Consider the following 26984-nt stretch of genomic DNA (forward strand, 5'->3'; position numbering starts at 1 on the left):
TCGAGATGAACTTTCGCTGGAAGTACAATCCTACTTTTTTGCGAATTAAATTTGGATGTAAGCAGATTCTGCTACCTCTGATCATATTTCAATTTGTCCGTACGATCATCTTTCCTACATCCTTCGATGTCGTGCTGCTTGGAATCCTTGCCTTTGTCTATGTAGCGATCGTGTTGGATTGGCTTTAAACCTTCGATCGCACAAAAAAATCAACGTCCCACTGTTCGAGACGTTGATTGTTAAAAAGCTTGCTGGACCCAGCGATGCAGCCGCATCAAACGGTCCATATCTTTTTCCAGTCGCTTGACCGCGTAAAGCTCATTCCACTCCCGCTTCCCATTGTAATAAATGTCAATGTCGCGCATTACTCTCTCCGGGTAGCTAAGAAAAGCGGCAAGCAGCTCGATCTCATCTGGCCGTAGCGGAAAAATCGCCGCATACCGATGAAACAGCTGGGAAGCGCCGGACTGGTCGCCAGTCATATGAAAATACGTCCGGTAAAACAAGGTCAGATCACGGATCGGTGTATCAAAGACAGCACGATCAAAATTGATGAGTCGACCTTTACCAGTCCGATCCGGTATGACATGAGCCGGATGCGGATAGCCGTGAATCAGGGACAATCGAAAATGGGCGTGTGTCTGATGACGCTCTCTCCACTCCGTGAGCAGCTCCATGGCTTGATTGGCCATATCGGCAATAAATCCCTGATTCGCCAGAAAGACGATGTCGAATGGGGATTGATAGGTGCGCAAGTGGGCTTCCTCCGCTGCCTTTTGCATCTGCCCCAGCCACAATTGCCATCTGTTCAGCAAGGAATCAATCAGAGGTTCCACCTGCCGTGGATCATCAAACCGGTAGTTCTGTGTCAGATGATGCAGCTCTGCAAGCCTTTCCAAGCAAGGCGTCGCCCACGCGAGCGGTTGATCCGCCCATTGTTCACCTCCTGGCTGCCAACGTGTCAGATAATACACCTGTTCATCGAGCTGCACAAAAGGATCATCATACTTGGTGTAAATGTATGGCACTGCCCCATCCCAACCACGTTGCTGCAGCTGACGTAGGATATCGCTCACCTGCGATATTCGCTGGCTGGGAACCGGCGATTTTTTGCAGACAAACATGCCGTAGGGAGTCGTAGCTTTAAAGACATTAGGCTCCTTGACCACGTCTATCGTCTGCGCAAACATGTCGTATTCCTGAAACAACGGGAAAATATCCTCATGGCGACTCACGGCTGCCTTCACCCCTTGCTCGCTCGGCACGGTCAGCAATATGTCGCAGCAGTTGGTCAACAGACTGCTGAGATTCCAGGGCCCGCTCTATACCTGTCGTTGGCACCTGCTGCTCGTGCGAGAGTCGTGTCACGTAGTCCTCCACACTATTCCACACTTCCCGGGGACGAGCCATGAATGCTAGCAGGAGTGTGTATTCCCCATAGGTTAGCGGCTTCTTTTCCTGATACCCATCCAAAAACGAATCGACCTGCGAAAAGTCGCCATGTGTCAGGTGCATTTCGCGTAAATAATTCGCCACATCACGTAGCTGTACAGATAATGTGGGACGAAAAAATCCGCGTATAAACAGCTTGTCGTTCACCATTCCCCAGTTGTCGCGCGTCAGGTCCCGATGAGATACCCCTATCTGATCCGCAGAAATGCTCGAGTGAGAGAGCATGGCATAAGAACGCTCCATTCGCTGGAGAAGCGACGGCATCAGTTCTGCCACCCACCGCTCGCCTCGTGCCTCTCCTGCGCGACTCCTGCGATAGGATGCGAACAGCGCTTTTGCGCGATTCCACGCCGTCTCCGCTTTCAGTTTTTCCTGATTGAGGTACTCCAAGCCGGAAAGCAAAGGACTTTCCTGTTGGGCTGCATGCATCATGCCGATCACACGTCCCGTTTGGCGGTCTACTTCCTGATTGGACTGACAGGCTTCGATATGGCGCTGATGATCCGTCATCGTCACGCCACGCTTTCCCACGATGACAAATGGCTTCGACTCTCGCGTCCGAATAAAGCGCTCCAGACCGCGAAAACCTTGACGCGCCAGTCGTTCGCGCCATGCAAACGACCAGCGCATCACATCCACGCGCGGCCATACCCGGAGTTCTTTGGGACCTCGGTTGGTTTCCAGCAAGTAATAATCTTCAAGTGGCGTTACACGGATCACACGTGCCCGATACTGTTGACAAATCTCTTGGAGATCCATTTTGTCCACAGTCCTCCACTCCTCACTGTGGAATGTACAGGATTTGCCCGGCCACAAGCTGATCAGTTGTCAGTCGGTTTACTTCCACCAGCCTGGATACGGGTAATGAGTACCGCTGTGAAATCAGCTCCAGCGTTTCTTCCTTTTGAATGATGCACAGCTTGAGCTGGCTGGTTCTCTCTTCCCGACTACGAACAAAGGAAGACAAATTCTGCATGGCTTCCAGTGTACTTGGGTTGGCTTCCTGCAGCGATGCTTTCTTGGAGGAGCTGGAAGACGATTCGGCTTGCAACGCTTCTGCATCCTGCTTCGCCCTGCTCGCATTTGAGAAGATTGACGTGATGTTCAGGTTGCCTGCTTCTTCTCTAGATGGCTTGCCTGAAATCGCGATTCGTACCTCGACTTCTTCCTCCTGCTCTTCTACATCTGCATTCGCCATCACTTCGGCTGCTTCAGCCAATTCCTCATCTTCGACCGCTTCTTCTGAATTGACTGCAAGTTCGTGGCTTTCTCGCTCTTCATTGGCGAATACAGACTGGCTTTCATACGACTCTTCATACGATTCGTCGTTAGATTCACTCGATGTTCGCTCCTCCACGGACACTGAGGTGAAATCTACATCCTGCACTTCTTGCGGTTCATGGATCGCCAGGACAAGTTCTTCATTTTCCTTGTTTGGTCCGTCGACAGCCAATCTTTCTTCATAGTCTTCCTGAGCCAGGACTTGCTCGTAGGCAGATGAATCCTGTGTTTGACTTTGTGCCACATGCTGCCAGGACTCTATTTGTGCGGATTCATACTCGGCCAATGATTCCTCAGACACTTCCCCGTAGCTCTCTGTTCTCGAAGTCTGATGGGAAGAAACCGGTATCGCAGGTGCATCGTACAAGGAAGGCGACTCCTCTGATTCAAAGGATACTGTCTGTGCCTGTCTTTCCATCTCTTGCTCCAATGCGCTCAGCTTTTGCTCAATTTCGTCCAGGGAAGGTTCCTCCAGGACGTCATCCCCTTCAACTGCCGCATGAGAAAACTCCCAGGAATCTTCCTGGCTGGCGGGTACGGCATGATATCCTTCTGCGTACGGAACAGCCATCTCTTTCTGGGGCTCTGATTCTGCCTGGTTTGTGAATTGAATTCCAGCGATCTTCAATTCTGCCTCGACCAGCATTTGATGCGGAGATTCAAGCCTGAAATCGACACTGTCAACGACCGCGTAGATATCTCCCATCTCTGCAATCCGTTCTAAGGGAATGGTAATGTTGAGCGGAATCCGGTGCCCGATCTGCTCTTCCCAGCCGTAGACCGATCGTTCACCTCCGTCCTGCCGAAACGGCGAAAAGTTCATCGCCTCGATCAGAGTTTCCGTTCCACCGCTGGTTGGTTCAGCAGGTTCTCTGATCGGCTCGTACTTCCCAAACAGCTGCAGGCAGCCTGTAATGGAGACATAGGACTGATTCTCCAATACCTCTACATCCGGAACGAGCTCCAACTCTTGCAGCTCGCCAATTCCGGCTCTATCAGATGAGAGGAAAATGGTCTCCTTGATGGTAAACGAGAGTAGTCCATCCTGTAATGCCATTCGTGATCCTCCTTTCAGGTGCAGGACATTTCCCTATACTATATGGACGGGACGAGTCGTTTAGCACCTGAAAAACGAAAAAACCGGGGATTATCTCCCCGGTTGGATGGATGCCAGCAAATCTAGAACCGCTTTTTTACCTTGATCTATACAATCCGGTACGCCTACGCCACTGTACGAAGCCCCGGCCAAGTGAACGTCAGTCAGCGCTGCCTCTACTTTTGCGCGAACTTCCTTCACCCAATCCTGATGTCCGACAACGTACGGAATCGCATTTTGAAGTCTGGTCACCCGATAAAAGTCTGGTTCTTGTTCAATCGTCATGATTTTGCGCAGATCCTGCAAGACCATCTGAACGATCTCTTCATCTGACATGCTCATAAAGGACTGTTCTGTCGCCCTTCCAACAAAGCATCTCAATAACGCTTTGCCTTTTGGCGTCGTATGCGGCCACTTGCGATGCGCCCAGGTGCAGGCTGTGATTCTGGCTCCCGAGTTGCGTGGCACGATAAAGCCCGTGCCGTTCAGGCGCTGATCCAACGCCTCCTCGGGAAAACCCATCGCGATCGTTGCGACCATATGCGGTTTGGCCATTGGAAGTGTCGGAGTCTCAACATAAGGGCGAAGCAGCAGCTCCGTAATCGCATGCGGCAACGTCAGCAATACAGCGTCCGTTTCCACCACACGTCCATCCTTCATCGTCAGGATGTAGCCTCCGTTTTCGCGCTTTGTCAGTTTCTCCAAGCCTGTCCCTTTCCAGATAGCGTCTGCCGGCAATCGCTTCTCCATTTCCTCGATGAGCGTTTCCAAACCGCTGTTCAGCGTAAGAAAGATTCCCTTGGGTTTGCCCGGATCCTTTGTCTGTGGCCTGGAATGCTTCATCGCCAGAATCAGACTGCGATGCTGTTGTTCCATTTTTGCGTATTGCGGAAAGCTGGACAATAGACTGAGATTGTCGATATCTCCCGAATAGACGCCGGACAGGAGCGGCTGGATCAGGTTTTCAATCACCTCGTCGCCCAATCTGCGTCGAAAAAATTCTCCGACTGAGCGATCCTCGTTCCCCTTGGATGCGGGTAAAAACAGATCGGCTGCTGCCCTGAGCTTTCCTGGCCAGGAGATCAGATCCGTGCGCACAAATGGCATGAGCTTCGTCGGTACACCCATGACGGCACCTTCTGGAATCGGGAGCAGGCGATCCTGGTGATAAATATAAGATTGACCTGTACTATTGCGCACCAGTTCATCCTGCAATCCCAAATCCCGTGCCAATTGGGCCGCACTTCCTTTTCGCTCCAGAAAGGAGTCCGGTCCAAGCTCGATGACGTACCCCTCATGTCTCCAGGTTTTAATCTTGCCGCCCAAACGATCTGCTTCCTCAATCAATTGAATGCGAACAGGCAAGTTCTTTGCCTCGATTTCCTGATGCAAATAAAAGGCGGCACTCAGACCTGTGATGCCGCCACCAATAATCGTAATGTGATAGGTTGTCTCACTCATCTTGATCGAACCCCTAGTCTACCAACTTTTTCTCGATGGCATCCGCCAGACTGGAGATAAAAGCTGGTCTGGCATTCGGCATCGGAGGACGGTAGTAGTGCACGCCCAACTCATCTGTTACTGACTTACATTCCACATCGTTGTCATACAAAACTTCCAGATGCTCTGCAATAAACCCGACTGGACAATAGACAAATGCCTGGTATCCGTGTTTGGCATGCAATTCTCTGGTCAAGTCCTGTACATCAGGCCCCAGCCAAGGCTCAGGTGTATTTCCAGCGCTTTGCCAACCAATCGCAAAGTTCGCTATGCCTGCTTGCTCTGCAATGAGCTTGGCAGTTTCCTCGAGCTGCTGTGGATAAGGATCGCCGGAGTGAAGTATCTTCTCCGGAAGGCTATGTGCCGAAAAAATCACGACTGCCTTCTCTCGTTCGGCAGCGGACATGGATGCAAAGACTTCCTGAATCACACTCACCCAGTAGGAGATGAAGCCAGGCTCCAGGTACCAGCTCTCGATGCTGCGAATGTTCGGCCCGCCGATGGCTTCTGCATGCGCTTTAGCCCGTCCGTTGTACTCTTTGACGCTGTAAGTTGAATAGTGAGGGGCCAGCACCAGGCTGATCGCTTCCTCTACGCCATCCTGCTTCATTTTGTCGACTGCATCCTCAATGAATGGCGAGATATGCTTCAACCCCAGGTAGCCCGCAAATTCACGATCCGGGTAGCGCTTATTCATTTCTTTTTCCAGCTCTTGAACCTGCTCGTCCGTAATTTCGGCAAAACGGTTCAATCCCCCTACCGCTTCATAGCGTGAGACCAAATCGTCGAGATGCTCCTGGGACGGCTTGCGCCCACGGCGAATATGCGTATAGTAAGGCTCGATTTCATCGGGCGTGCGTGGCGTACCATACGCCATCAGCAGCAGTCCCGTTTTTTGTTTAGACATCCTTCACGCACCTCCTGATTACTGCCCTGTCTTGTAGCTATGAATCAGTTGGGTCAATTTTTGCAGTGTCTCCACTTTTGCGTCTGGGAACACGCCATGTCCCAGGTTAAAGATGAAACCAGGCTTCTTGGTTCCCTCAGCCAGGATCTCTTGCGCTTTGGACTCGAGCTTTTCCCATGGAGCCAGCAACAGTGTCGGATCGAGGTTACCTTGCAGCGCCTTGGTCACTCCAAGTTCACGTGCAGTGGTGATCGAAGTGCGCCAGTCGAGTCCCACTACATCTACAGGCAAGCGGTTCCATTCTTGCAGAAGATGTCCTGCCCCTACACCGAAATAGATCGTCGGTACATCCGTCTGGCGAAGTGCAGAGAAAATCCGGTTCATGACAGGTGCAATGAAAGTCCGGTAATCTTCGTCGTTCAATGCCCCTACCCAGGAGTCAAATACTTGCACTGCCTGAGCCCCCGCCCGAATTTGTGCTTTCAGATAAGTGATGGTCAGGTCTCCCAGTTTATCCATCAATGCCTGCCATGCTACTGGTTCGGTGTACATGAAGGATTTGGTTTTGTGATAATGCTTGGACGGGCCACCTTCGATCATGTAGCTGGCCAATGTAAACGGAGCACCTGCAAAGCCAATCAGCGGAACAGAAAGCTGCTGACGCAAAATCTTGATGGATTCCAGAATATAAGGGACGTGTGTCTCCGGGTCCAGATCGCTCAAACGCTCGACGTCGGCCAGGGACTCAACAGGATTGGCGATGACAGGCCCGATGCCAGATTCGATATTTACGTCCACGCCGATCGGCTTTAACGGAGTCATTATGTCGGCAAACAGAATCGCTGCATCGACACCCAACTGCTCTACAGGCAATCGGGTAACCTCCGCACACACTTCCGGTATGTAATTCATTTCAAAAAAGGTATGTTTTGCGCGAATCGCCCGGTACTCAGGCTGATAACGACCAGCCTGACGCATATACCATACTGGTATGTGATCCGTCGCTTCCTTTCGACAAGCTTTTAAGAACGTATCGTTAAATGGTTTTGCGGTCATGAAATAAACCTCGCTTTGCACAATAATCTTTCCCAACCCTAATGATACCATTGAGTTTCGACAAAAACGCTCTTTTTTGTGTCAAAATCTTATCGTTTCTACTTTTCCCAACCTATTCCATTATTCTTGCCAAACTTTGTCTATTGAATCCGAATATCTCCCGTTGAGGATTTCACCGAAAGAGTCGGTCCTCCCACGCTATAGGAACCTTTTGTCCAACCTACTTCAATATCCCCAATCGGCGCCTCCAGGTCCAAATCAACCGCGGCTGGTTGTTTGGCAAACGTGATCTGAACATCGCCAGTCTCCGTGCTTACTTTTAATGCGTGCAGCAGCTCAGGTACATTCAGGACATCCACATCACCTGTCGTGCTCGTCAGTTGCATGGCTGCCTGCGTATCTATTAGATTAATGTCGCCTGTTTCGGTCTTGACTTCCAAGGTGTCTCCGTGAAATCCGAGCAAATCAATATCTCCCGTGCTGGAGAAGACTTTGCCCTCCTTGGCTGATACGGTATGAATGCTCACATCACCGGTATCGGTTTTTACTTGCAAGCGATCATAGGAGTCATCCGTTTCGGGTAGCAATACCTGCAGTTGAAGCCAGCTGCGTCCCATGAAAAACAGATTGGCACCCTGCTGTTCGATCACCTTCACCTGCAAGCTTCCATCAGCCTTCACTTCGCTTTGCAATTGAATTTGCTTTCTCTGCTCTTCCGACACCTTGCCCACTAATCCGATACGAGCCGTAGGGATATGGCTGTACATGACTTTGACATCTACCCTGCTGGTCGCGATTTCTACCCCTTTTACCGCTTGTTCAATCGTTCGCTGCTCATCGATTGCCGTCCCCGCCTCGATCAGTGTATCCCTTTGTGATAACAGCCAGATCAAACCTACTGCGCCGACGATAAATACGAGCAAAAAGAATCGGAACAATCTTTTTAACCATCGGGTCATCTTATTTCCCCCTGATCATCTGAACATTGAATTGAAGATACCGCAAAAACTGTCGATAGAGCCAAACCGTCAAGCGCAGCAGCCAAATAAACAGCATGCCCCCCAAACCGACTGAGGTCAAGCATCCGAACAGCATGAGAAGTCGATTCTCAGAAATGTCGGCCAGTAACGGAGGAAAGAACGCAAAGGCAAACGGAACAAACAAGAGCGTGACGGCTACGGAATAAAACGCGATGAGTACTCCAATCAAAGCCATGAACGGCCCTAGTACAAAAACAATATTGAAAAAACCAAGGCTAACGGTGGCCAGAATCGCCCGGCTGATATTTCCAATGGAGGCATCTGTCTGGGCTTGATGAATACGATACCCAGCCAATACTTCTCTGGCTACTGTTTTCGGGCTCCCTAACTGCTCAGCGATTTCGTGTTCACTTTTCCCCTTCTCGATCCCGATCAAAAAATGCTCCGTATAATCAGAAAGGATGTCCAAGCGATCCTTGTCAGGCAAATCCGCCAGCAAGGCGTTTAATTCTTCGATAAACTCAAGCCTCGTCATACCCAAGTCCCTCCTCGATGATCTGATTCACACCACGGCTGAACACATGCCATTCCAGGATCAGATCGTTCATATAGATACGTCCTCGCTCTGTCAGCCGATAGTACTTGCGAGGCGGACCTTCCTGGGATTCTGCCAGGTACGTAACAAACAAGCCTTCCTGTGTAAGACGTCGCAGCAAGGGATAAACGCTCCCTTCGGAAATATGGAACTTTTCAGAAATGCTCGCAACCAGTTCATACCCGTATCTGTCCTGATACGCGGCTAACGCCAGCACGCACAGCTCCAGGACACCTTTTTTAAACTGGACATTCATTGTGCATCACCCAGAAAATTCTACCAGATTACTATTATACAATACAAGGTACTAAATATTATTGTTCCTGAATGAAAAAAAGACAGGGAATGAATGCTCGTCCCCTGTCTTTGTGTCGCAAAACGTCTATTCTACTTCAACAATACGTCCTTCAACCTGCGGATTGACGACTTTACGCTCGATCAGTCCTGCTTCAACCACGCTGTACATAGACAAACCTGAGTTGAAGAATGGTTTTTCTTTCAGCATTTCAAACCCATCTCCCCCAGCAGCCAAGAAGTCAATGGTCGCCAGCTTGTAGGTTTTCTCAAGATCAAGTGGAGCGTCGCCTACCTTAACTTCGAGAACGCGCTCCCCCACCGGTTTGCTCTTGCTGTAGGTAAAGCTCATTCCACTGATTTGCGGGAAGCGGCCTGCGCCGTTTTCCACATCACTCACTCCATGTTCCAAGACCTGTTTCAATTCTGCCCCTGTAACTTCAATTACTGATAAAGTGTTGTTTTCAAACGGCAGCAAAGTATACAGGTTTTTCTTCGTAATGTCTCCTGCTTCGAGCTGTGTGCGGATACCGCCGCCATTCGCCACTGCTACATCTGCTTCATAGCCAGGGATGCTTTGCGTACGCTCCAGCATGATGTCAGTAATCAGGTTGCCCACGTTGGTTTCTTTCTTACGGACCAGATTGCGGTCGCCATCCAGTGGAACTTCAGATTTGGCAATCACCACGTTCATGACTGTGTCGATTTGCGTGACGATGTCCTTCACCATTTTATCGATTTCCGGATCCGCTACGACAGTCTCATCGTATTCTTTCAATCCGCCGCTGAAGGCAACCAATTCATTATCCAGGTAGTAGAGGTCAGCACGGCCCAAAGATTTGCCGTACTCCCAGTCCTGTACGATATAGGTTCCATTGATGACTTCTGGAGTACGCAGTGGCGTATGGGAGTGTCCGCCGACGATCAGGTCGATTCCTTCCACATTTTCGGCGATCTCACGGTCGACGTTAATTCCGATGTGGGAAACGACTACCACGTGATCCACTTCTTTTTTCAGTTCAGGAACGACAGCCTTGGCAACCTCTACAGGACTTTTGAAGGTAAGTCCTTTTACGTTGTCAGGGTGTGTCAGGATTGGTGTATCCTCTGCTACAAAGCCCAGGAAGGCAAACTTCTTGCCGCCGATCTCAGCCTTGAAGGTAGGAACCAGCAGTTCTTCACCGTCTGCTTTGAACACGTTCGCAGAGATTACGGGATGATCCAATGCATCACGCAGCTTCAGCAATTGCTCGTAGCCAAAGTCAAACTCGTGGTTTCCAGCAGCCATCACGCTGTAGTCGAGGTGGTTGAGAATCGGAACGATGGATTCCCCTTTGAACTGGTTCACGAAAATGGTTCCCTGGAAAGTGTCTCCTGCATCGAGAAGCAGGAAGTTATCATTTTCTGAGCGCCATTCATTGATCAAGGTAGCGATCTTGGCGTAGCCATATTCCTTTTGTCCTTTATCTTCTTGAATGTGACCATGCACGTCATTGGTGTGCGCGATGGTAATTTGGGTGGTAGCTGCATCTCCCAACGCCTGGAAGAACTCGCCGCGTGTTACCTGTGCTTTTTCGTCGAGGCTCATGCTGTATCCCAGTTTTTCAGCGATTGCAACCAGTTTGGCAGCAGAAACAGCTTGTGAAGGGTTGGCGGTATCTGCGTCGCTGACTGCCCCTTCTGCTTTTGCCCAGTTCAGATATGGAGTGGACCAATGTGCTCCAGCTGCTGCAGCTGTCAGCTCAGTTTCTTTCAGCTTCGCGAAAACAACCAGTGCTTCAGCCAATGTAACATTGCGTTCCAGGGCTAAATCCCCATTTTGACCCGCTGAAATGATCGATTTTTTTGCCATCCAGTCAGCGTGCTGAACAGGATGCAGCGGTGCAGCAAAAGCGGATGTTGCCATCATCGAGGCAAAGACAACTGAAGCGAATGCAGTCATCGAAATACGACGTGCTTTTTTCATCGCAAATTTCCCCTCTCAACTATGTATCTATTTGTCCAAACTCGTGACCATTATATCAAAAATTATTAAATTTTGGCTGATAGATTGGATAAATGTACTAGAAAATGAATGATTGTAAAGGATTCTAAAGTGACTCGACAAACTTCACCATCGCATCGACTAAATCCTGAGGAGCCTCCAGCATGCCCATGTGCCCCACATTTGGCAGCAGCACTTGCTGGACCTGTGCCTTTTCTACCACAAAGGTCTTGGCTGGTGCAATGACTTGATCCTGGTCACCTGCCAGCAACAACACAGGGAGCTGGGATTCTTGCAAAACGTGCAGCCGATCCTTGCGATCCCTCATGGCCCGGAGAGTTTGGATGGCCCCGTTTGGATCGGTAGCCAGTCCGATTTCTTTGGCTAAAGCAACCTGATCGGGCATGGACTTCAGGTTCTCTGGCGCAAACAGCTTGGGAACCAATGCCTTGATGAACGGCTCTATTCCGTTGCTGCGGATGCTCTCTGCCCCTTTGTTGCGATTTTGCTGGGCTGCCTCGTCATCTGGAAAGGGCGTGGAGTGAATCAGACCAAAGCTCTGCAGCTTGTCTGCATACTGTTCGGCAAATGCCAGGGCAACATAGCCTCCCAATGAATGGCCGAAGAGATGAATACGTTCAAAACCCCACTCCTCCACCAGCATGGAGAGCTCCTCCGCGAATTTCTCAATCGTATAGGCTTCATTCGGTTCTGGTGCTGAGCTATCCCCGTGGCCTGCCAGATCCACAGCGATGACATGACGGGTTTTACCGAGAAGAGGCAACACCCGGTTCCAATACGCACTGCTTCCGCAAAAGCCATGCAGCAAAACAATGGGGGTCCCTCCAGTCCCTTCTTCCTGATAGGCGATGCGTTTTCCATTTTTTAACTGAATCCGTTTTTTCATATGCTCATCCCTTTCTTTCCGTCTTTGTCAAAGTCTTGCCCGGAGCCGCTAAAACCTAAACCTGTATCCTATGGCTGATCCCAGAGTCGCTCAACAGCCTTCAGAACAGCTTCATCAAAATGAGCGATCTGCTGATCCGCCAAGACTCTTTCCTTGAAATCCTCCATGATCACCACTTCTGTCCCCAGGTAGTGGCCGCTTATATTCATCCGGTGAGTAGACAGAATGGGCATGGCGGACGAAGTATAGATTCGTTGTCATCCCTTCAACTCCTGACTTGATAGCTGATTTTTAATTCCATTCTCTTTTTGCCTGTCCCATACCTTCCAGTTTATCGAAAGCATGCAACCTTCTGGCCCTTATTTCGTCCATACTAGTAGCAAAGCACCACTGACTACCTGAGAGAGAAGGTACACAGGTTGAAACGACAAACCAACACAACCAAAACCGTAATTCTGGCATTGCTGCTCACAGCGTGTTCTCCTTTTAGCACCGAAAACGAATCGGCACAAGCTCCTCCTGTAGCCCAGAGTGAAGAGCCTTTGCCGCAAACACCACCAGCCGAAAAGAACCCGTTCGAGCTTGCGGTTTTGATCGACCTGGCACGGGATGGGAAAATCCCGCATACTTCCTTTGTGGTTACCAAAACGACCATGGACGAAGTAGAGCAAGCTTGGGGCCAACCTGACAAGCTGGATCAAGTAGGAGGGAATCTGCAAAGAATCTCCCGGGACCAGATCATGGATATGCTCGGCGAAGCGGAGCATATCAGAAAACTGCCGAATGAAACCGTTCTCTCCTACAGCCTTGACGAATCATTGTCCCTTCGCTTCATCCTCTCCGATGAAAGAGGCAGAGTAGACCACGTATCCTTGCTTGCTTCGGCTGATCAAGGAGCTGACCCATCGGCATCGATCCCCGAGACTTACGATCTGGCTATCAAAGGTGAATCCAACCAGCTATCTACGAAAGCGAAACAAAACATGGACCGATGGAGAAACGAGATTCGGCAATTTGCAAGCAAGCATCGTGATGAAGTGTACATCAATGGCCCGAATAAAAAACAGGTTGCCTTAACCTTTGACGACGGTCCCGATGCTACTGTCACACCCGCGATCATCCGCACGCTGGACCAGTACGGGGTAAAAGGAAGCTTCTTCTTCGTCGGCAGCAGAGTGAAGGAAAATCCGGAGGTCGTACAGCTCGCCGCGAAGAGCGGTCATCTTGTTCAGGGTCACAGCTATTTGCACGAAGATTTAACAACCAAAAACCTGCAAGGCATAGCAGCGGATCTTATCCAGACGGAGAACGAAATCGAGCAGGTTATTGGCAAAAAGCCTGCTCTCCTGCGTCCTCCTTTTGGCGAGACAGATGAACAGGTCGTGAAAGCGGCCAAGCAAAACGGGAATACGATTATTCTCTGGTCTATCGACACACTGGATTGGTCTCAAAAGGAAGCCGAAAATATCCGCAAGAACGTGATGGACAACGTACGGAATGGCGACATTATCCTGATGCACTCCAATGATGACAAAAGCGAGACAGCCAAAGCGGTTCCTATGATCATTTCCGAGCTTCAACAGCAAGGCTTCGAAATCGTCGGACTGGATACCTTGCTGGGCGTAAAGCCGTATAAATAAAAATGAGCCAAGCATCGCTTTTCTGCGTACGCTTGGCTTTCTTTTCAGTATTTACCTGTCAAACAGAGATACTCTCCTGCTTGGGGAGGTGCTTTTCCTTATCCGGCAGCAAATCCTGAACCCACGCTGCTCTGTTCCAACCCAACGTGCTTCTGCCCAGTATCGTGCTCACCCGGTTCATGACCGGGATGCATTTCTTCCATCGACGATCCGACAAGTGAAACTGACTCCCTGCTGCAAAGCCGATGAAATAATTCTGCCAGCTGTCATGATGCTCCTGCACGTGTCGGGCTGCCTCCAAGTTGATCACCCACGCTTCTTCTTTCGTCAAGAACTGGTAAACCACGCCAACGCGACAGAGAAAAATTGCCCACCCACCGCCAAATCCAGTGATCTCACCGGATGGCAATTGCCGGAGGACGTTGTGGATGATGGCCATTCGCTCATAGGAGGTGTTACACCACATGGTACATATTCAGGAGAGTCTGCTTGCAGGGTGTCATAAAAGCCATGCAGACCTTCCTCACCTCGGTTGGGCGATGAACAGCTAGACTTCCTTCAGCGGTATAAAGATTTGGTATGTATTTTCGGGGCGATCCGGTGCGTGCATGGACGGGATGTACTGAGCATCATAACGCTCCATGCGCAATGCCGTTTCGTCCATTTCCAGTCCCTGCTGTGCCAACCATTGAAACAGCTGTGTGTATGTATCTTTTACCGTAGACATGGGGCCGACATGGGTGAAACGAGCGTATGTCCTGGCGGGGATCGTGAAAGCTACCATTCTTTCCGGGATTCTTTCAAAGCCCTCGACTTCCACTGCCACATATTCGGTATACATGCGATACTTGGCATTTTCATCACTGATGTCGTATCGGACATCGGGGTGAATCACGAGCGGTATCTCTTGCTGTCGAGCGACAAATTTCCCCCAATGGTCGGTCATCCCTTCCACCAGTGTCTGAAAAGGTCCTGAAAAGCTCATGCCAATAAAATGTTTTTGCGGTACTTGGACTACCATTCCCTCCATCACGATGTCTCCTTTGTTATCGACTTTTTATCCACACTTTACCATATTCTTAACAAATACAGACAAATCCTGTAAGAGGAAATGAAACCTCTGTTTAAAACATTGCGCAAACAAGAAAACAGGAAAACCCCCTTTTTCAAAGGGGGTTTCGTTCTTACAGTTTTTGCATGGCCCGGTAGCTTGCCTCAATCGTACGCTCGATGTCTTCCTCTGTATGAGCGAGTGATACAAACATGCCTTCAAACTGGGATGGCGGAATCATGATGCCATCGTCCAGCAAATGACTGAAGTATGAGGAGAAACGCTCCAGATCCGAGGTTTTCGCAGTCTCGTAATTGATGACAGGCGTATCTGTGAAGAACAGGCAAACCATCGATCCAACACGGTTCAGTGTATGTGGAATGCCGAGTTTGCTTGCGTTCTCGGCGAGACCTTCACCCAGACGCTTGGACAGCTTTTCCAGCTGCTCGTAAGCACCCGGTGTGGACAATTCCTGAAGAGTCGCCAGTCCTGCTGCCATCGCCAACGGATTGCCCGAAAGCGTACCTGCCTGATAGATCGGACCTGCAGGCGCGATCTGTTGCATGATTTCCCGTTTACCGCCGTAAGCGCCAACTGGCAAGCCGCCGCCGATAACTTTCCCCATCGTAGTCAGGTCTGGTGTAATGCCGAAACGCTCTTGTGCACCACCCAAAGCAACGCGGAAGCCGGTCATGACCTCGTCAAAGATCAAGAGAGTACCGTATTGCTCAGTAATCTGACGCAAGCCTTCCAGGAAGCCAGGCAACGGAGGGACGACACCCATATTGCCGCCTACTGGTTCGACGATAACGGCAGCCAGATCGTCACTGTAGTTTTCGAACGCCAGCTTTACACTTTCCAGATCGTTGTACGGCACTGTAATCGTATTGAGTGCTGTGCCTTCTGGTACACCCGGGCTATCAGGCAAACCGAGCGTAGCTACACCTGAACCCGCTTTGATCAAAAGACTGTCCGCATGACCATGGTAGCAGCCTTCGAACTTCATGATTTTGTTGCGCTTGGTATAGCCGCGAGCCAGGCGAAGTGCACTCATCGTCGCCTCTGTACCGGAATTGACCATCCGCACAACCTCAACGGATGGCACCAGCTCGCAAACCAGCTTGGCCATCACGGTTTCCCGCTCGGTCGGTGCCCCAAAGCTGGTACCCAATGCTGCCACTTCTGTAATGGCAGACAGTACTTTTGGATGAGCGTGGCCCAAAATCAATGGACCCCATGATCCGATGTAATCGATGTAGCTGTTTCCATCCACGTCGAAGATTCGGGAGCCTTCCCCTTTGGCGATGTATACCGGATTGCCGCCCACGCTTTTGAAGGCGCGCACAGGCGAGTTTACACCACCAGGTATATAATGCTGCGCTTCTGCAAAAAACTTCGTCGATTTCTCTCTGTTCATTTTGCTCACCTCGTCAGCCATTTTGCCACGTCTTTAGCATGATACGTAATGATCAGATCTGCGCCTGCGCGCTTGAAGCCTACCAGTGTTTCCATTACGATCCGTTCTTCATCGATCCAGCCATTCGCCGCTGCGGCTTTCACCATCGAATACTCCGCACTCACGTTGTACGCCACGATCGGCACATGGAAGTTCTCGCGCAGGCGAAGGACCATGTCCATGAATGCCAGAGCTGGTTTTACAATCAGGAAGTCGGCACCTTCCCGGACGTCAGATGCTGCCTCCAGAAGTCCCTCACGTGCATTGGCCGGGTCCATCTGGTAGCTTTTGCGATCACCAGACTGTGGTGTCGAGTGAGCGGCATCACGGAATGGACCGTAAAAAGAAGATGCGTACTTCACTGCGTAAGACATGATTGGAATATGGGCAAATCCAGCTTCGTCCAAGCCTTCGCGAATGGCGATCACAAATCCGTCCATCATGTTGGAAGGCGCGATGATGTCTGCACCTGCTTTTGCTTGCGATACGGCTGTAGCGGCCAGTAATTTCAAGGTTTCATCGTTGACGACTTCTCCCTCGTGCAACACACCGCAATGCCCGTGATCCGTGTACTGACACAGACAGGTATCTGCAATGACGATCATTTCCGGATAGGATTCCTTGATTTGGCGAATGGCCTGTTGGGTAATCGCTTGATCGTTGTATGCTTCAGAACCGCATGCATCCTTGAATTCTGGTACACCAAACATCAGAACGGATTGAATACCTGCCGCGACAATCTCCTTCATTTCCTCTGCCAGCATGTCCAGGGAAAAATGATAAACGCCTGGCATCGAAGGGATTTCTTCTTTAATATTGCTGCCTTCTACTACAAAAAGCGGATAGATCAAATCCTCAATATGTACGTGATTTTCCCGAACTAGGTTGCGCATGGCTGCGCTGCTGCGCAATCGGCGATGACGATCAAATTTGCTTGTCATGAGATTCCCCTCCCAGATTCTTCAGTAATGCATCCAGTAATCCATCTATTGTATACTCCTGTGCCACAACATTCACCTGCAACCCCAGCTTTTGTGCTGTCTGCGCGGTAATCGGGCCGATACAGGCGATATGGACTCGATCGAGCCACGTGGGCGTGATCCATGTAGACATCGCTTGTACAAAATGGCTGACGGTCGACGAGCTTGTAAACAGGATCGCATCAATCTCCCCGCGCTGTAAACGCTCAGCAGCTTGAGGTGCCATATCAGCATCGATCACCGTCTGATACACATCGACTTCCGTGACATCCATGCCCATTTTCCGAAGCTTTTCTGGCAATAGCTTGCGGGCGATATCAGCTCGCGGCAGCAGGACTCGCTGGCCTGCGAGAAGCGCGGTCTGCAAGCTGGTCAACAATCCCTCTGCCACAAAATCAGAAGGGATCACCTCTACCAAAAGCCCTCGTTCTTCCAGAGCAGCCGCTGTCTTGGGGCCAACTGCCGCCACACGACCAGCGTAATCCTGCACCGCTACTCCTAATCCGTCCATACGCTCGCAAAAGAAACGGACGCCGTTCACACTAGTGAAGATCAGCCAGTCGTAGGTATCGAGCGTACGAATGGCCTCATCCAGCTGTTTGTAATCGAGCGGCGGGATCATTTTCAAGAGAGGAAAAGCAAACGCTTCTCCTCCCAATGCCTCTATTTGTTCAACCAATTCTCGCGCCTGACTTCGCTCGCGTGTCACCATAACACATTTGCCAGTCAGTGGCTTGCTCGCACTGGTTTTGGCGTAGGCTTCGCCGCTCATCATTTTTCGTTCTCCTGCAGCACTTTTGCCAGGATATTTGCTGCACCCTGAGCCAGGACGGCCTCCGATACCTGCAAGCCTACGGCTACAGGATCGCGACCAGAAGCGGTGCTCTTGCAGATTAGCTTTCCATCTGGAGAGCCAACCATCGCAGTCAGATGAATCTCTCCATCTTCTACCGTTGCGTATGCACCGATCGGCACTTGGCAGCCACCCTGCAGTTTGTGCAGGAAGGTGCGCTCAGCGGTCACAGCCAGACGGGTCGGCTCATCATCCAAGCGGCGCAGCAAAGCGAGAGTTTCCTCGTCGTCGGCACGACATTCGATAGCCAAAGCTCCTTGGCCGACAGCCGGAAGACTGATCTCCACAGGCAAAAACTGGGCGATTTCGCCCTCAAATTGAACCCGCTCCAATCCAGCGGCAGCCAGAATGATGGCGTCAAAATTTCCTTCGTGCAGCTTGCGCATCCGCGTATCAATATTTCCGCGGACGGATTCGATCTGGATATCCGGACGATACGCCAAAAGCTGTGCAGCACGACGAAGACTGCTAGTTCCTACCAGAGCACTCTCTGGGAGTTCATCCAATGTCTTGCCATCCTTGGAGAGGAGCACGTCTCTTGGATCAACGCGCTTTGGAATAGCGCCAATGACTAAGCCCTCTGGGAGTTCAGCAGGCATGTCCTTCAAGCTGTGAACTGCAAAATCTGTTTCCTTGTCGTAGAGAGATTGCTCGATTTCCTTGACGAACAGTCCTTTGCCTCCTACTTTGGATAGCATGACATCCAGAATCTGATCACCCTTGGTCACGATTTCATGCAGCTCAAAGCTCGCTTCTGGCTCCAGCTTTTGCAATTGTTCCACTACCCAATTCGTTTGAGTCAGCGCCAAACGGCTGCGGCGCGTTCCCACTTTCCAGTTCTTCATGATTGCCTCCTCAGACAGCCGCTACCACCAGCTGTGAAAATTAGATGTATTCGTTCCGAAAAAATTGATTAGTAAGAGAGCGAATGCCAAAATGTTCATCTGTGCCAGCCTTCGCATTTGCCACGTATCGCGGTATCGTTTATACAGCCAGAAAGAATAGACTGCCACTAGCAGTATGGACAAAAACACCTTGGCGTCTAGCAGGAATTTTTCAGGCAGAACCATTTTCCCCCATATAATCCCCAGAACAATGGACAAGAGGAGCATCGGGACGCCCAGCATATTCATCCGGTATGCATAGGCCTCCAGTTGGTCCAAGCTCGGCAGCCTGCGCAGCAAGGGAGTCCATTTTCGTTCCTTTAACATCTTGTGCTGAAACAGGTACATGACGGAAAACACCATCGAGAGTGAAAATGCCCCATAGCTGAACATCGCCAGCGTCACATGCGTCAAGAGCAGCTCCGAGGTCAAGATATGGGAGACGGCTGTAATCGGTGTCTCCGGCAAAAACATGGACATGACCAGTACGACAAATCCGATGATATTAGTAAAAAAAACCAGTAAATCAATGCGAAAAAAATAGTGGATGGCAAGCGAAAGGCTCACCAGTACCCATGAGTAAAAAAAGAGCGTCTCAAACAAGGTGATGACAGGAAAATAGGCTTTGGCCATGGTTTGCGAGACAAAAAATGCGGTTTGCAAGGCCCAAACGACAGCAAGCAACCCGAAAGCCAAACGTTTGACTTTCCGATTGCTTTGCAAGAAGTCGTTAAAATAGAAGAGAACACTCGCAGCATAGAGAAAGATGGTCAGATCATAGATCCATCTCACATCAGCCATGTACGCCCTCCCCTCTTTCTCTTTCAAGTTTCTATCACGAAATACTCATTATGAATCTCGGGAGACGAGGATCTTCTCCGGGGAAGTCAGCTGTTTTTTCTTCTCGCTAGCCCAGGTAGCTTCCTTCTCCGTACGAGTCAGAATTTCCTCAAGGGCGAACATCGTCGTGAAAATATCCAGCACATCGTCTCCTTTTTTATTGGCTGCCATCTCTTTCAAGCGCACAACCGGATCGTGCATGAGCTGATTGACAATCCCTTTGGTCGTTTTTCGGATGATATGCATTTCCCGCTCACTCAATTGCGGCAGCTTGTTTTCGATCTTGCGCATCGCTTCTCCGTGAATGCCCAATGCTTTTTCACGCAATGCAGCAATCAATGGCGCCACACCCAACGTCTGGTACCAGTTGGTAAAAGCCACAATCTCTTCTTCGATCATGACATCCAGGCGCTCTGCTTCTCGAGAGCGTTCAGCCACGTTGCTTGCCACGATTCCTTCCAGATCGTCGATATCGTACAGATAGACATTGTCCAGGTCGTGCAGATCCGGGTTCAAGTCGCGTGGAACGGCGATGTCTACCATGAACAAAGGACGGTGCTTTCGCTGTTTCATGATCGAAGTCAGTTCTCTTTTTCCGAGCACATAGCCAGCCGCTCCGGTAGAACTGATGACGACGTCAGCTGCGAGCAGTGCCTGTGGCAGCTGCTCCATCGTACAGGCGTCCCCTTTGAACTTCTGTGCGAGCAGCTGTGCGCGCTCCAGCGTCCGGTTCGCAACGATCACCTTGGCAGCTCCGTTGGCATGCAAGTGCTTCACAGTCAGCTCGCTCATCTTGCCCGCACCGATGATCAGGACGGTTTTGCCCGAGAAGGTACCGAAGATCTTCTTGCCCAGCTCGATCGCAGCATAGCTGACAGAGACTGCATTCTGTCCGATTGCTGTCTCGGTATGCGCCCGCTTGGCAAATGTAATTGCTTGTTTGAATAACGTATTAAAAACCGTTCCCGTGGTCTCCAATTTTTGGGCAAGCAGAAAAGCATCCCGCACCTGACCGAGAATCTGCGTTTCTCCCATGACCATCGAATCCAGACCAGCCGATACGCGAAGCAAATGCTCGATGGCTTGCTCTTGTTCTTTTATATAGAGATGTTCCTTGAAAGACTCTTTTTCCACGCCAAACCACTCTGCGAGAAAGCGCAGCGTATAATCCCGTCCAATATTGGCCTGGTCACATACCACATAGATCTCAGTGCGGTTGCACGTACCGATAATGATACATTCAGCGATACTCTTCGTCTGGGAGAGGAGATGAAGAGCACGTGCGGTGCCATCGTCGCTAAAAGTAAATTTTTCGCGAATTTCAACCGGTGCCGTTTTATAGTTAAGTCCCAGCAAAAGTATATCCATAATATCCTCCCAGAATGACCTGCTTTGTCGTTCCATGTATAAATTTCACTATCATTATAACATTATGTCCCGAAAGGGCTACGAGTAATTGTGAAAAGTTTATTAACGGCGACACTTCTCCATCCGATGTGAAAACCGCTTGCGCTCTTGACAGGAATGCCGTATCATGCAGGCTATACCTTCCTGTACGTGAGAACGTGGCATTGCCATTCTATTTTGCTATCACTCATCCATGAAAGAGATCAGCATGGTTCTACATGTATAGATAGAAAGATTTTGAATACTCACACGATAGGAGAAGAGAAACTTTGAGAAAACCATGGATGGCCGACATCACCTTGCTGTTGGTTGCCTTCGTTTGGGGAAGTACCTTTCTCATCGTACAGCAGGCAATCTCTTCCTTGCCTCCGAATACGTTCAATGCTGTACGCTTTACGATTGCAGCCTTGTTCCTTTTCCTCATTCAAATCACGATGTACCGCAAGCAATGGAAGGAGTGGCGAGGACCTCTGCTCGTGTCAGGAGCGATCCTGGGTTTCTGGCTGTGTCTCGGCTATGCGCTGCAGACCGTCGGGCTCCTTTATACCACGCCATCAAAAGCAGGCTTTATTACCGGACTTTCCGTCGTCCTCGTACCGCTCTTTTCTTTTCTCTTGCTACGGGATCGGGTAAAGCCCGCGGCCATCATCGGTGTCATCATGGCTGCATTCGGACTGTATATGTTGACACAAAGCAATTCCTTCTCGTTCAATCTGGGAGATGCGCTCGTTTTTGGATGCGCGATCTGCTTTGCGATGCAGATCGTCATTACAGGAAAATACGCTCCACGCTTTCCCGCCTTGCCGCTGGCTATCGTGCAGCTCACAACCGTTGCTCTCTTGAGCTGGGCTTACGCTTTTCTGTTCGAGGATTACCAGCTTGCTTTTGATCCTGGTGTTCTGCTGATTCCGGAAGTAGCCTTCGGGTTGTTCATCACTTCTATTTTTGCAACCGCCCTTGCTTTCCTGGCCCAAACCGCCCTGCAAAAGCAGACCAGCTCGACCCGGGTCGCTCTGATTTTTGCCTTGGAGCCCGTGTTTGCTGCCTTGACGTCCTATGTGTTCATCAACGAGATTTTGAGCGGTCGTCAGCTGTTCGGCTGTATGCTGATCTTCGTCGGCATGATTCTGGCTGAATTGCCTATCAAGGAATGGCTGGAAAATGCGAAAAATCGCAAACAGCCTACTCGAACAGACCGAAATTCCGTGTAATGCCAAATGGAATAGAAAAGGTTCCTCTCCCAGTCGGGATTGGAACCTTTTTTGGTATCTCCACTTGAGCTTTTCCTAACGTCCCTTTTTCACTTCCTGCCATACTGCTTCGACAAACGTATTCATCACATGGCCACATACCATTTGCGGCATGCTCTCCACACGTTTAACCAATCGTTTCAGCTTGAGCAAATGGAAAGCCGCTTGCGCCATTTTCCCGCTGGTTCCAGCCTCCATGAGGGCTACCGCAGCCTGCCCGACCAGTCCCCAGCCTTCGTATTTTTCAATCCATTCCCGACTTTCCCGGATCAGCTTGTGTTCATCTGTGTCTACGAGCAAATCTCGTGCTGTCGTCTCCATCTCTACGAACACTTTATGTAAATCCTGAAGGGCTTTTCGAGCATCCCCACGCAGAAATTGAAAGCGAAATTGAAGCAAGGCTTCCAGAAGACCAGGCGATTCAGCGTCGTGCAGAAAGGAGCTCTGCACATGCTCGGCAAACCGTCGAAAAGCAGCTTGCTTCTCCTCTCCTGCCACTTCGGCTATGGCCACGCCCCACGCTGTTCTTGGGTCGTAGGCTTCCGGATTTCTCAAATAGGCAGCTGCCGTCATCAAAGGAATTTTGCTTGATTCCGGTCTGGACATCGCATTCGCTACGTACCCAGCTGCGTAATTGCACAGATCGTGATCTCGATTGCGCAAGGGACCGATATGCAGCTCGTTTGCCATCGCCAGATCGTTTACGGGATAGTTGTCCCAATAGAGCGGCCGACGTTGCGTATAGGTCAAAAAGCGCATGGCGTCCTGACTGGTGAGCGAGGGGGAGCAAACAAAACGCCCTGTCCAAAACAGCTCCACTGCCTTTGGCAGGTGCCGCCCCAAATAGGTGATATAGGGTTCATCCCCCATTCCACTATACTGGGTAGGACAGACAAACAGCTTCCCCACGTCCGGCCAAGCGCTCATTTCCTCCCATACCTGAATGGTGGTGTGGACATGCGCTTCGGCCAGCTGGGAAAACTGTTCGTTGTCTTCCGTATGCATGAGCTGCAAGGGGATATCGTCAAACAGGAGGGCAAAGTCGCGCACGCCCTGTTTGTAGAGAGATTGATATTTGTCTAACAGGAGCCGAAGGTGCTGTGAGCTGGCATAATTCATCCCAAACCCCGGACTCAGTGCATAGACAAACGAGATCCCCCGTTTCCGTGCAGCTGCTACCCATACACCAAACTGTTCCAGATCCCGCTCTGGATGGGGCTGCATCCAGCGATCCCGCAAATACGGGTCGTCTTTTGGGGAGTAAAAATAATAGTTATAGCTGTTTCGCCCCAAAAAATCGATCATGTCCAAGCGCTCTTGGTGGGACCAAGGCTTTCCGTAAAAGCCTTCAATCACCCCTCGTATGGCAAAACGTGTTTGCTCGGTCACGTAAGATGCATCCCCCTGCCTGATGGTCTGGGTTATGACGGGTTGCTAGAATTCGCTTGTTCTTCTTGCTCTTCTTTTTCTGCTTGTCTTTGGTCCTCTTCAGCTGCACGCAAGCGACGCATGATTTCTCCCCACAGCTCATCCTTGCCTTGACCTGTCTCGGAGGAAAACACGATGATCGTATCGTCACCGCGCAGCTTCAGATCCTGACGTATGACCTTGATATGCTGCATCCAACGCCCTCTGGCGATTTTATCTCCTTTTGTCGCCACAACGACGGTCGGAATCCCGATTTGCTTGCACCAATCGTACATAGCGACGTCATCCTTGCTCGGTGCATGACGGATATCTACCAGCTGGATGACAAAGCGCAGTTCTTGGCGATTTTTCAGGTAGCCTTCGATCATTTTTCCCCATGTTTCCTTGATCGTTTTGGCCACCTTGGCATAGCCATAGCCAGGGAAGTCAACGAAATACAGCATTTGATTGACCCTGAAGTAGTTCAGCGTCTGGGTTTTCCCCGGCCGCGAACTGATTCTGGCCAGTCCCTTGCGATTCATCATTTTGTTCAACATGGACGATTTGCCGACATTGGAGCGGCCAACCAGTGCAATCTCAGGAAGGCCGTCCGTCGGGTATTGCTTCGGACCTACGGCGCTGATGACAAATTCGGAAGAGGTTACCTTCATGCTTTGCCACCTTCTGGCTTTTTGGTCAAGGCAATACGGAGCACTTCGTCCAGATGTTCTACTGGATGGAAGGTCAGCTCGCTTCGAACGCTTTCCGGGATATCGTCAATATCTTTTTCATTCTCTTTCGGCAAAACAATCGTCGTCAATCCAGCGCGATGGGCAGACATGCACTTTTCCTTCAATCCGCCGATCGGCAATACTCTGCCGCGAAGGGTGATCTCTCCTGTCATCCCGACTTCCTTCTTCACAGGAATTTGGGTGAGCGCAGAGACCAAGGCTGTCGCCATCGTGATACCAGCAGAAGGTCCGTCCTTTGGAATTGCTCCCTCCGGAACGTGGATGTGAATATCGTTTTTCTCATGGAAGACAGGGTCGATCCCCCACTCTTCTGCACGGGAACGGATATAACTGAATGCCGCTTGTGCGGATTCCTTCATCACGTCGCCCAATTGACCCGTCAGCGTCAGCTTTCCTTTGCCAGGAAGAATGCTGACCTCTACGTTCAAGGTGTCGCCTCCTGCTTGCGTCCACGCAAGACCAGTCACCGAGCCGATCTGATCCTTTTTCTCTGCCAATCCATAGCGATAGCGCGGTTTTCCAAGCAGGGCTTCCAACGTCTTGGCAGTCACCACGACGCGTTTTTTCTCTCCGCTGACGATCAGCTTGGCAGCCTTCCGGCAGATGCTGGCTGCTTCCCGATTCAGGTTGCGCACACCAGCCTCACGTGTGTACTGCCGAACCAGCTTGAGCATGGCATCTTCATTTACTTGCAGCTTATCCTTGCCAAGTCCATGATCCTCCATCTGCTTAGGCATCAGATAGCCGCGCATGATGTTCAGCTTTTCCAGCTCGGTATATCCTGCGATGGAGATGACCTCCATACGATCCAAAAGCGGGCGTGGAATCGTGTGCAGGCTATTTGCTGTCGTAATGAACATGACATTGGTCAGGTCGTAGGTTTCCTCGATGTAATGGTCGGAAAACTTGTCGTTCTGATTCGGGTCCAGCACTTCCAGCAGAGCGGATGCAGGATCTCCCCGGAAATCAGAAGCGAGCTTGTCGATTTCATCCAGCAGGAAGACGGGATTGATCGTACCTGCCTGCTTCATTCCCTGAATAATCCGTCCAGGCAAGGCGCCTACGTAGGTACGGCGATGTCCGCGGATTTCTGCTTCATCCCGAACGCCGCCCAGCGAAATACGGACAAACTCTCGTCCCAAAGCGCGAGCGACTGAACGTGCCAAAGAGGTTTTCCCTACCCCTGGAGGGCCGACCAGACAGAGAATCGGTCCGCGCATGGAATTGACCAGCTTTTGCACAGCCAGATATTCCAGAACGCGCTCTTTTGGCTTTTCCAAACCGTAGTGATCCTCATCCAGGACTTTCTCCGCATGGCTGATGTCGAGATTGTCCTCGGTTGTTTTCGTCCAAGGCAATCCCAAGAGCGTATCAATATACGTACGGATCACGGAGCCCTCTGCAGAAGTGGACGGCATTTTTTCCAGTCGGTCCAGCTCTTTCTCGATCTTCGCCTTGATCCGCTCTGGCGCATCCGACTTCTCCAGCTGGGCACGCAGCTCGTCGACTTCACCCTGGCGACCATCCTTGTCGCCCAGTTCTTTCTGGATCGCCTTCATCTGTTCACGCAGGTAGTACTCTTTCTGGGTGCGCTCCATCTGCTTTTTCACACGGTTGCCGATTTTGCGCTCCAGCTCCAGTACCTCTCGCTCATTGTTGAGAATAGTCAAGAGGATTTCCAGACGCTCCTGAATATTGACCGTCTCCAGTATCTCCTGCTTATCCTTGATTTTTAATGGAAGGTGGGAAGCGATCACGTCTGCCAGTCTGCCTGGCTCCTCGATGTCTGTCACGGAGGTCAACGTCTCGGGGGATACCTTCTTGGACAGCTTGATATACTGTTCAAAATGGTTGAGAACAGAACGCATCAGAGCTTCTGCCTCATTTTCCTCTGAGTTTTCATCATTCAAGTATGTAATGGAAACAATGAAGTAATCGTCCGACTGTAAATACTCCTCGATTTTGGCCCGTTGCAGACCTTCTACGAGGACGCGAATCGTACCATTCGGCAGCTTCAGCATCTGCTTGACCCGTGCCACCGTACCAATGGTGTAGATTTGCTCTGCATTCGGTTCTTCTATGTGGACTTCTTCCTGCGTCGCCAATAGGATTTTATTGTCATCCACCATCGCCTGCTCCAATGCGCGTATGGACTTTTCTCGCCCAACATCCAGATGGAGTACCATAGTTGGATACACAAGCAATCCTCGCAACGGGAGAAGCGGTAATTCTCGTTTACCGGAACGTTCGCCCAAACTTATGCACCTCTCCTTGTTGATCCCTTTATCAAAGTTTCAGTTCGTTAACATGCAAAAACGGCTCCGACAGCCGTTTTTGATCGTCGAAAAAATAACTCGTCGACACGGGGGGCAGCCCGCCAACACAGCATTTTTCGAGGCTTGTGCAGGAGTA

The 26984-nt window shown here is 50.5% G+C and carries 25 protein-coding genes; 3 read left to right on the forward strand and 22 right to left on the reverse strand.

Going from position 1 to position 26984, the window contains the following annotated elements:
• Positions 1–5: 5 nt before the first annotated feature.
• On the forward strand, positions 6–188 hold the full coding sequence (locus tag JZI27_RS10695) for a hypothetical protein (protein WP_122910322.1): 183 nt from the start codon (positions 6–8) through the stop codon (positions 186–188).
• Between the two features lie 51 nt (positions 189–239).
• Here JZI27_RS10695 and JZI27_RS10700 read toward each other — a convergent pair whose 3' ends face one another.
• The 11 genes from JZI27_RS10700 to JZI27_RS10750 all read right to left on the reverse strand — a co-directional run bounded on the left by JZI27_RS10700 (position 240) and on the right by JZI27_RS10750 (position 12052).
• A complete protein-coding gene (locus JZI27_RS10700; protein WP_280207500.1) occupies positions 240–1235 on the reverse strand; it encodes a hypothetical protein in 996 nt (331 codons plus the stop codon).
• Positions 1222–2211 carry a phosphotransferase gene (locus JZI27_RS10705; RefSeq protein ID WP_280207563.1) on the reverse strand — a complete coding sequence of 330 codons (990 nt, stop codon included), beginning with the start codon at positions 2209–2211 and terminating at the stop codon, positions 1222–1224. The genes JZI27_RS10700 and JZI27_RS10705 overlap by 14 nt, the downstream gene beginning before the upstream one ends.
• A gap of 22 nt (positions 2212–2233) precedes the next feature.
• Positions 2234–3790, reverse strand: a complete 1557-nt coding sequence (locus JZI27_RS10710; protein WP_280207501.1) for a LysM peptidoglycan-binding domain-containing protein — start codon at positions 3788–3790, stop codon at positions 2234–2236.
• A gap of 90 nt (positions 3791–3880) precedes the next feature.
• The gene (hemY, locus tag JZI27_RS10715; protein WP_280207502.1) at positions 3881–5290 is read right to left on the reverse strand and encodes a protoporphyrinogen oxidase; all 1410 of its coding nucleotides are present in this window, start codon (positions 5288–5290) and stop codon (positions 3881–3883) included.
• A 13-nt stretch (positions 5291–5303) separates the two neighbouring features.
• Positions 5304–6236 carry a ferrochelatase gene (gene hemH, locus JZI27_RS10720; RefSeq protein ID WP_280207503.1) on the reverse strand — a complete coding sequence of 311 codons (933 nt, stop codon included), beginning with the start codon at positions 6234–6236 and terminating at the stop codon, positions 5304–5306.
• A gap of 18 nt (positions 6237–6254) precedes the next feature.
• Positions 6255–7292, reverse strand: coding sequence for a uroporphyrinogen decarboxylase (gene hemE / locus JZI27_RS10725; protein ID WP_280207504.1), 1038 nt, complete (start codon positions 7290–7292; stop codon positions 6255–6257).
• A gap of 140 nt (positions 7293–7432) precedes the next feature.
• The gene (locus JZI27_RS10730; RefSeq protein ID WP_280207505.1) at positions 7433–8251 is read right to left on the reverse strand and encodes a DUF4097 family beta strand repeat-containing protein; all 819 of its coding nucleotides are present in this window, start codon (positions 8249–8251) and stop codon (positions 7433–7435) included.
• A gap of 1 nt (position 8252) precedes the next feature.
• Positions 8253–8807: an HAAS signaling domain-containing protein gene (locus JZI27_RS10735; protein WP_280207506.1), complete on the reverse strand. Its 555-nt coding sequence runs from the start codon at positions 8805–8807 to the stop codon at positions 8253–8255.
• A complete protein-coding gene (locus JZI27_RS10740) occupies positions 8794–9123 on the reverse strand; it encodes a PadR family transcriptional regulator (RefSeq protein WP_122910313.1) in 330 nt (109 codons plus the stop codon). Before JZI27_RS10740 ends, JZI27_RS10735 begins: the two co-directional genes overlap by 14 nt.
• Positions 9124–9249: 126 nt before the next feature.
• Complete coding sequence (locus JZI27_RS10745; protein WP_280207507.1) at positions 9250–11127, reverse strand: bifunctional metallophosphatase/5'-nucleotidase; 1878 nt, start codon at positions 11125–11127, stop codon at positions 9250–9252.
• Positions 11128–11251: 124 nt separating this feature from the next.
• Entirely contained in the window at positions 11252–12052 is an 801-nt protein-coding gene (locus JZI27_RS10750; protein ID WP_251242949.1) for an alpha/beta fold hydrolase, read from the reverse strand.
• 419 nt (positions 12053–12471) lie between these two features.
• On the opposite strand from JZI27_RS10750, the gene JZI27_RS10755 reads away from it, so the two are divergent.
• Positions 12472–13692 (forward strand): polysaccharide deacetylase family protein, encoded by a 1221-nt coding sequence (locus JZI27_RS10755; RefSeq protein ID WP_280207508.1) that lies wholly within the window; start codon positions 12472–12474, stop codon positions 13690–13692.
• Between the two features lie 58 nt (positions 13693–13750).
• On the opposite strand, the gene JZI27_RS10760 is transcribed toward JZI27_RS10755, so the two are convergent.
• From JZI27_RS10760 to hemA, 8 genes are all read right to left on the reverse strand, one after another.
• Positions 13751–14158, reverse strand: coding sequence for a DUF1266 domain-containing protein (locus JZI27_RS10760; protein WP_280207509.1), 408 nt, complete (start codon positions 14156–14158; stop codon positions 13751–13753).
• Between the two features lie 81 nt (positions 14159–14239).
• Complete coding sequence (locus JZI27_RS10765; protein ID WP_280207510.1) at positions 14240–14722, reverse strand: GyrI-like domain-containing protein; 483 nt, start codon at positions 14720–14722, stop codon at positions 14240–14242.
• 154 nt (positions 14723–14876) lie between these two features.
• Complete coding sequence (gene hemL, locus JZI27_RS10770) at positions 14877–16160, reverse strand: glutamate-1-semialdehyde 2,1-aminomutase (RefSeq protein ID WP_280207511.1); 1284 nt, start codon at positions 16158–16160, stop codon at positions 14877–14879.
• A gap of 5 nt (positions 16161–16165) precedes the next feature.
• On the reverse strand, positions 16166–17140 hold the full coding sequence (gene hemB / locus JZI27_RS10775; RefSeq protein WP_122910305.1) for a porphobilinogen synthase: 975 nt from the start codon (positions 17138–17140) through the stop codon (positions 16166–16168).
• Positions 17124–17954 carry a uroporphyrinogen-III synthase gene (locus tag JZI27_RS10780; protein ID WP_280207512.1) on the reverse strand — a complete coding sequence of 277 codons (831 nt, stop codon included), beginning with the start codon at positions 17952–17954 and terminating at the stop codon, positions 17124–17126. The genes hemB and JZI27_RS10780 overlap by 17 nt, the downstream gene beginning before the upstream one ends.
• Positions 17951–18877 (reverse strand): hydroxymethylbilane synthase, encoded by a 927-nt coding sequence (gene hemC / locus JZI27_RS10785; protein WP_280207513.1) that lies wholly within the window; start codon positions 18875–18877, stop codon positions 17951–17953. The genes JZI27_RS10780 and hemC overlap by 4 nt, the downstream gene beginning before the upstream one ends.
• 21 nt (positions 18878–18898) lie before the next feature.
• A complete protein-coding gene (locus JZI27_RS10790; RefSeq protein ID WP_280207514.1) occupies positions 18899–19717 on the reverse strand; it encodes a cytochrome C assembly family protein in 819 nt (272 codons plus the stop codon).
• Between the two features lie 48 nt (positions 19718–19765).
• A complete protein-coding gene (gene hemA, locus JZI27_RS10795) occupies positions 19766–21124 on the reverse strand; it encodes a glutamyl-tRNA reductase (RefSeq protein WP_122910302.1) in 1359 nt (452 codons plus the stop codon).
• 308 nt (positions 21125–21432) lie between these two features.
• Here hemA and JZI27_RS10800 point away from each other — a divergent pair, with 308 nt between their 5' ends.
• A complete protein-coding gene (locus JZI27_RS10800; RefSeq protein WP_348521361.1) occupies positions 21433–22374 on the forward strand; it encodes a DMT family transporter in 942 nt (313 codons plus the stop codon).
• 75 nt (positions 22375–22449) lie between these two features.
• On the opposite strand, the gene JZI27_RS10805 is transcribed toward JZI27_RS10800, so the two are convergent.
• Genes JZI27_RS10805 through lon form a run of 3 tightly spaced genes read right to left on the reverse strand, consistent with a single transcriptional unit; the run spans position 22450 to position 26827 of the window.
• Positions 22450–23802 (reverse strand): protein O-GlcNAcase, encoded by a 1353-nt coding sequence (locus tag JZI27_RS10805; RefSeq protein ID WP_280207515.1) that lies wholly within the window; start codon positions 23800–23802, stop codon positions 22450–22452.
• A 32-nt stretch (positions 23803–23834) separates the two neighbouring features.
• On the reverse strand, positions 23835–24491 hold the full coding sequence (yihA, locus tag JZI27_RS10810) for a ribosome biogenesis GTP-binding protein YihA/YsxC (protein WP_122910300.1): 657 nt from the start codon (positions 24489–24491) through the stop codon (positions 23835–23837).
• Positions 24488–26827: an endopeptidase La gene (gene lon / locus JZI27_RS10815; RefSeq protein ID WP_280207516.1), complete on the reverse strand. Its 2340-nt coding sequence runs from the start codon at positions 26825–26827 to the stop codon at positions 24488–24490. Before lon ends, yihA begins: the two co-directional genes overlap by 4 nt.
• Positions 26828–26984 lie beyond the last annotated feature (157 nt).

The sequence above is a fragment of the Brevibacillus sp. AY1 genome, assembly GCF_029870785.1.
GTDB classification, from domain to species: domain Bacteria; phylum Bacillota; class Bacilli; order Brevibacillales; family Brevibacillaceae; genus Brevibacillus; species Brevibacillus invocatus.

Coding starts and splice junctions, on each gene's coding strand:
- hemH (WP_280207503.1), bottom strand. CDS start 6,236: ATGTCTAAACAAAAAACGGGACTGCTGCTGATGGCGTATGGTACGCCA.
- JZI27_RS10780 (WP_280207512.1), bottom strand. CDS start 17,954: ATGATGAGCGGCGAAGCCTACGCCAAAACCAGTGCGAGCAAGCCACTG.
- JZI27_RS10745 (WP_280207507.1), bottom strand. CDS start 11,127: ATGAAAAAAGCACGTCGTATTTCGATGACTGCATTCGCTTCAGTTGTC.
- JZI27_RS10765 (WP_280207510.1), bottom strand. CDS start 14,722: ATGGAGGGAATGGTAGTCCAAGTACCGCAAAAACATTTTATTGGCATG.
- hemY (WP_280207502.1), bottom strand. CDS start 5,290: ATGAGTGAGACAACCTATCACATTACGATTATTGGTGGCGGCATCACA.
- JZI27_RS10695 (WP_122910322.1), top strand. CDS start 6: ATGAACTTTCGCTGGAAGTACAATCCTACTTTTTTGCGAATTAAATTT.
- hemA (WP_122910302.1), bottom strand. CDS start 21,124: ATGGATATACTTTTGCTGGGACTTAACTATAAAACGGCACCGGTTGAA.
- JZI27_RS10750 (WP_251242949.1), bottom strand. CDS start 12,052: ATGAAAAAACGGATTCAGTTAAAAAATGGAAAACGCATCGCCTATCAG.
- JZI27_RS10790 (WP_280207514.1), bottom strand. CDS start 19,717: ATGGCTGATGTGAGATGGATCTATGATCTGACCATCTTTCTCTATGCT.
- yihA (WP_122910300.1), bottom strand. CDS start 24,491: ATGAAGGTAACCTCTTCCGAATTTGTCATCAGCGCCGTAGGTCCGAAG.
- hemE (WP_280207504.1), bottom strand. CDS start 7,292: ATGACCGCAAAACCATTTAACGATACGTTCTTAAAAGCTTGTCGAAAG.
- JZI27_RS10740 (WP_122910313.1), bottom strand. CDS start 9,123: ATGAATGTCCAGTTTAAAAAAGGTGTCCTGGAGCTGTGCGTGCTGGCG.
- hemC (WP_280207513.1), bottom strand. CDS start 18,877: ATGAAGAACTGGAAAGTGGGAACGCGCCGCAGCCGTTTGGCGCTGACT.
- hemB (WP_122910305.1), bottom strand. CDS start 17,140: ATGACAAGCAAATTTGATCGTCATCGCCGATTGCGCAGCAGCGCAGCC.
- JZI27_RS10710 (WP_280207501.1), bottom strand. CDS start 3,790: ATGGCATTACAGGATGGACTACTCTCGTTTACCATCAAGGAGACCATT.
- JZI27_RS10735 (WP_280207506.1), bottom strand. CDS start 8,807: ATGACGAGGCTTGAGTTTATCGAAGAATTAAACGCCTTGCTGGCGGAT.
- hemL (WP_280207511.1), bottom strand. CDS start 16,160: ATGAACAGAGAGAAATCGACGAAGTTTTTTGCAGAAGCGCAGCATTAT.
- JZI27_RS10760 (WP_280207509.1), bottom strand. CDS start 14,158: ATGTGGTGTAACACCTCCTATGAGCGAATGGCCATCATCCACAACGTC.
- JZI27_RS10705 (WP_280207563.1), bottom strand. CDS start 2,211: ATGGATCTCCAAGAGATTTGTCAACAGTATCGGGCACGTGTGATCCGT.
- JZI27_RS10730 (WP_280207505.1), bottom strand. CDS start 8,251: ATGACCCGATGGTTAAAAAGATTGTTCCGATTCTTTTTGCTCGTATTT.